5 protein-coding genes are annotated in these 5050 nt (G+C 68.8%); all 5 read right to left on the bottom strand.

What is annotated here, in order from left to right; translation table 11 throughout:
- Positions 1–309, bottom strand: a 309-nt coding sequence (locus tag AC08OJ_RS18490) for a DUF2637 domain-containing protein (RefSeq protein WP_476596396.1), incomplete at its 3' end; no start/stop codon positions are given.
- Positions 310–434: 125 nt separating this feature from the next.
- A complete protein-coding gene (locus AC08OJ_RS18495; protein ID WP_476596397.1) occupies positions 435–965 on the bottom strand; it encodes a replication-relaxation family protein in 531 nt (176 codons plus the stop codon).
- Entirely contained in the window at positions 966–1196 is a 231-nt protein-coding gene (locus AC08OJ_RS18500; RefSeq protein WP_476596398.1) for a hypothetical protein, read from the bottom strand.
- 109 nt (positions 1197–1305) lie between these two features.
- Positions 1306–3609 (bottom strand): type IV secretory system conjugative DNA transfer family protein, encoded by a 2304-nt coding sequence (locus AC08OJ_RS18505; RefSeq protein WP_476596399.1) that lies wholly within the window; start codon positions 3607–3609, stop codon positions 1306–1308.
- Positions 3606–4835, bottom strand: coding sequence for a DNA cytosine methyltransferase (locus AC08OJ_RS18510; RefSeq protein WP_476594510.1), 1230 nt, complete (start codon positions 4833–4835; stop codon positions 3606–3608). The genes AC08OJ_RS18505 and AC08OJ_RS18510 overlap by 4 nt, the downstream gene beginning before the upstream one ends.
- Positions 4836–5050: the final 215 nt, after the last annotated feature.

Consider the following 5050-nt stretch of genomic DNA (forward strand, 5'->3'; position numbering starts at 1 on the left):
GTGCCAGGTTCCGTTGCCGATAAGGGACAGCCCGACCGCGAGCAGCGCGTTCCACCGGGCGAACCGGCGGGCTCGCGCTGAGCGGGTGTTACTGGCGAGCCATACGCGGGTGGCCGTAGCCGCGAAAGCATCGACAGTTAGTGGCAACAGCGGCGCGAGCCACGCCGGCCACCCGGTTACCGCAGCCAGGCTCCGGAGTCCCGAGAACGAGCTGACGGCGGCGGACACGGCCGTGACCGCCATGCCCGCGGCTACCCACCAGTCCCGGCGCCGTGGTCCGCCCGCCGCCGGTTCCAGTTCCGCGCTCATGGCGACCCGTCCGGCGTGAGCAGGCCCGCCACCAGAGACTCGGCGGCCTGACCATGCAGCGCGACGCTGACCAGCTCGTCACCCGGCGCCGGCAGGCGCCGGATCTCCCGTCGCACACCTTCGGCTCACGCTTCGTTCGGCACGGTGACCAGTACTCGGGGCATGAGGTCCGCCGGTCCAAGCTGCCCGCGGTTGAGAAAGTCCAGGTACGCCCGGAGCTTCCTGCCGACCGTCGGCAGGCTTTCCGTGGCCCGGTCGACCTCGACCCACAGATGGTCGATGAAGTCAGCCGACGCCAGCGCCACGTAGGCGTCTGGCTTCAGCCAGCTGCCCAACCCGTCCGGCCACCACGAGGCCGGTTCGGCGTCGAACGCCTCCACGACGAGGCCCGGTGTCCGTCGCTCGGCTTCCCGCAACGCCACGTACAACTCGCTGACTGCGAGGGTGTGTGCCACGAACCGCTCGGTCACGGTGCCGGGCCGCCGCACCCGCGCGGGTTGCTCGTGCCTGGCCGCGTCGAGCTGCATGAGCCGCTGGCCGGCGGAGCCGAGCGCGAAGACCAGCCCGGCAGATCCCGCCCGCACCCCGCCGATGCGCCGCTCCAAGGTCGTCAGCACCCGCCACTTGACGAGCCGGGCCAGCACCAGGCGCCGCACTCACCCCCGCGCCGAGGGCGCGATGTTGGCGAAGTGCAGCCGCTCGATCTGCGCACCGGTCGTCAACCTCAGCCGCTCCACGTCCGCCACGATCTGCCGGTCCCGCTCGGCCATCCGTTCCTGCACCCGCTCGACATGAGCCGAGCGGACACGCTTTGTGGGGTGGGCGGCCGGGGTCATAGTGAACACTCCGAATGAGGGGAAGCATTCGGCGACGTTAGCTGCCTCCACGGGGCCGCTACCAGGGAAGACAGCCCGGCGGCACTCAACGCGACCGGAGCGCCGAACGGAGCAGCGACCGGAGCGCGGTAGCGGCGGCCAGTGACCACGGTCCGCGCGTTCATGACGTCCCTCCGCGCCGTTGCCGGCCCATGCGTCCGCCTGCCCCGCTCGGATCGGCAACCGTGATACGCGCCGTCAGGGCCGCTTCGACATCGGCACGGGCCATGCCGTATCGAGTCCGGCTGGCCGTGGCCAGGGCCACCGGGTCGCGCACGGCGTCCGGTAACGGAGCGGTTATGCCGGTCACCACGCCGAGGGTCTGGCCGCCGACAGCCGGACGCATGGCGATCTCGTAGGCGTCCAGTCCCAGCAGCTCCTCGGCGGTCAGGGGCGCGAACGGCCGGGCCAGCACCCGGGCGTCCTCGTAGGCGTTCAGCTGGAAGGCGATCTGTGTGCGGGCTGTGCCAAGCACCGCGGTCTTCACGGCCTCGGGCAGCTGCCCGAGGTACTGGTGGGCCAGGATGAGGCCGACCTTGTACTTCCGGGCCTGGGCCAACATGTCGCCTATGTCCAGCGGCAACCGCAGCACGTCCTGAACTTCATCGAGGTAGACGAAGGCCGGGCGTCGCCGTTCGGCCGGCACCGCGACCTGGCCAAGGATCTTCTGCCACAGCACCGCCACCACCAGCGCGCCGGCAAGCTGCGCCGTGTCGGCGCCGAGCGCACCCTTGGCCAGGTCGACCAGCACCGCCTTGCCCTTGAAGACCTCGCCGAGCTCGAAGCCGTCGCTCTGCCCGAGTGCCAGCCGCAGCGCCGTGCGGGTGCTGAAGGAGCGCAGCTTATTGAGCGACGGCCCGATAATCTGCAACCGCTCGGCGTCGGAACGCTGGTCGTACTCGCCCCAGAACGACCGCACCGAAGCCGGTACGGACGGCTGGGCGAGCACGAACCGCCGGAACGCCTGATTGGTCAGCAGTTCCGGCACCTCGGCCAGCGTGAACGCCGAACTGTCCGGCGCCCTGGTGTGGGTGAGGGTCAGCAGGCAGGCCCGCAGGACGTCGCTCGTCCTCGGCCCCCAGGAACCGGACCAGAGGCTGGCCATGGTGTGGACGATGTTGTCCACGGCCAGCTCCCGGCTGTGCTCGCCGCCCTGGTGCCGCAACAAATTGATCCCCACCGGCCGGTCGGTGGCGGCCAGGTCGAGGACGACGACGTCCCCGGCGTACTCCTCCGGTACGCGGGCGAGGACGTCGCTTACAAGATCACCGTTGGGGTCCACGACCACCACGCCCCGCCGCGCGGCGATGTCCTGCAAGATCTGGTTGCCGAGCAACGTCGACTTGCCGGTGCCGGTCGGCCCGACAACCCACTCGTGCCGCAACCGGTCCTCGGTCAGCAACGCGAGCGGCCGCTGCATACCCGAGTAGTTGCTGGTCGCCACGACCGAGGTGCCCCGGCCGCCGCTCGGCATGCCCGGCGCCGGCGGCAACTGCCGCGCCGAACCCAGGGCCAACCCAGGCAGCGCCAGGTCGCCGACCGGGAGACCGAGCAGACCCACGGCCTCGGCGGCGTTCATGACCACCGGCCAGCCGAACAGCGGCAACGAGATGTCGCTGAGCCGCCGGCCCGCCGTCACCGATGGAGTCGCCAAGCGGCGCACCGACACGCCGGGCGCCTCCAACGTCCGCAGGGCCGACAGAACCCGGCCGAGCATCGCGCCGCGCCGGTCAGCTCGGACGGTAACAGTTCCGACACGGCAGACGCCGCGCAGCAGGGGCAGCGCCTGCTTGGTTCGGGCCGCTCGTTCGTTCTTGGCGTTGGTCCGCTCCACGGCCGAGCGCATGAAGGCCGGCGCGAACGGCGGGACCGACGGCGCGACAACCCGAGACGCCTCCGCGCCCCCGATGACCGACTGAAGGTAGACGGCTTCGTCCCCGTGCAGCGGTTGCAGCGAAGCCAGGACGGCGGCATTGGTCAGCGCCGCGCGCTCGGTGGCCAACGGTTGGACATCGTTACTCAGGCCGATCTCGGCGGCCGTTCCGAACACCGGGCGGTTACGCAGGTGCTCCGGTGCCTCCTCAAGGCGAGCGCCGGGCAGGGCCGCCCGCAACCCGGCCAAGATCGTGCCCCGGTACTTCCGGGGCACGATCACGTAGTGGCTGATACCGCGTTTGGTCGCTACAACCTCGACGACCACCGGCGGGAAGGGCAGGAGCGACCGAGCAGGCGAACGGGTGCTGGCCGCCACCGTCGAAAGCCAGTCGGCGACCGTCGCCGGCTCCAGGCCGCGCGGCAGGCGCAGTCGGTACGCCTCCAGGGAGCTGCGCCAGGACTGGGCGTCGGCATAACGGATGACGACGATGACGACCAGGCCCAGGACGGCATCGGCAAGGAACGGCAGGTAGGTGGCAATGCCGTTCATCGGGCGGTTCCCTTCGGTGATGTCGTCCGCCGCCTACCGGGGCGCGTTGGGCCTGTCGACCGGCTGCGAGGGCGGCTTGGTGGGGACGTAACAGCCCGTCGGCGTATGGGTCGCCGGGCCTTTACGACGTGCGTGGCTTCGCTGAAACCGGTGGATGTTGAAGTGCCTGAAGCCATGGCCACCGCGGCCCGACCGAGGTGGTAGGCCAGCGCCACGGGCACGGCATTGCCGATCTGCCGGTACTGGGCCGACACGGGGCCCTCGAACTGCCAGGTGTCCGGGAATGTCTGAATGCGGGCGTACTCCCGCACGTTGAGCGGCCGGGTCTCGGAGGGGTGGCAGCGTCCTGTGAGTTTTGTGGCGGTTGGTTCGCACAGCAGGGTCGGGCTCGGTTGGTCCCACGCCAACCGCTTGGCCGCGCCGCTACAGCTGCCGCCCCCGTACGGACCATTGGGCAGGAACTCCCGCAAGACGTGCTCGGGCAGGTCGCGCCAGTTGCCGCCTTCCGGCACGTGGCTAATGATCCACGCCATGCGTGCCGAGTAGCGCGCTCCTGGCCCCGCCAGACCGTCACCGATTACTTGTCGCACGGTCGGCGCGGGTCCGTCGAGTTCGGCCGGGAACAGGATTTGCCCACCGGTGCCACGGCGCAGGGCGACGAGAATCAGGCGCTCGCGTTTCTGGGGTACGCCAAAGTTGTGCGCCCCGAGAATCCGCCAAGCCACTCGGTAGCCGGCTTCCTCCAGCACGGCCACCATGGCGTCTAGTGTTCTGCCGCCGTCATGGCTGCGGAGCCCCTTTACATTCTCGGCGACAGCTACCTTCGGTCGGATCTCGCGCACCGCGCGGGCGAACTCGAAGAACATGCCGCCGCGCGGGTCAGCGAACCCTCGGCGCTTGCCGGACATACTGAACGCCTGGCAGGGAAACCCGACCTCGACAACATCCACCGTGCCATGCAGGTGCCGGAAACACACGTCGCGGATGTCGAGACTGTTGACCGACCATTCGGGCCGGTTGCTGCGCAGCGTGGCAACGGCATGCCGATCAATCTCGTTAAGCAGCACATGAGTAAGGCCGGCTCGCTCGAAGCCGAGTGCCATACCACCGCCGCCAGCGAAGAGACTGACACATGTCAACTCGCGCGCCTGACCTCCGGGTACTTTTAAGCCCCCTTCGGCGGCCTCCTCTCCTACTCTTGGTGCAGGTATATCAATGCGTCGCATAGTTCCTCCGTTTGGGTTCGGTCATGCAAATGGCTGGAAAAGAGGTGCGGGCATCGGGGCGTGAGAAAGGGCCATGGGTTGGCAAGTCGAATGCCGGGTCCCACTCTTAGAATTCGTAATGAAGTAATTAATGCAAGCCAATATGCGTCTTCGCAGGTCACAGGCTCGCGAGGACCCCGAAGTGAACAAGTTATTTTATTCCGAATCCATAGTGA

The organism is Frankia sp. CgKIO3, assembly GCF_977946435.1.

Coding starts and splice junctions, on each gene's coding strand:
- AC08OJ_RS18505 (WP_476596399.1), bottom strand. CDS start 3,609: ATGAACGGCATTGCCACCTACCTGCCGTTCCTTGCCGATGCCGTCCTG.
- AC08OJ_RS18510 (WP_476594510.1), bottom strand. CDS start 4,835: ATGCGACGCATTGATATACCTGCACCAAGAGTAGGAGAGGAGGCCGCC.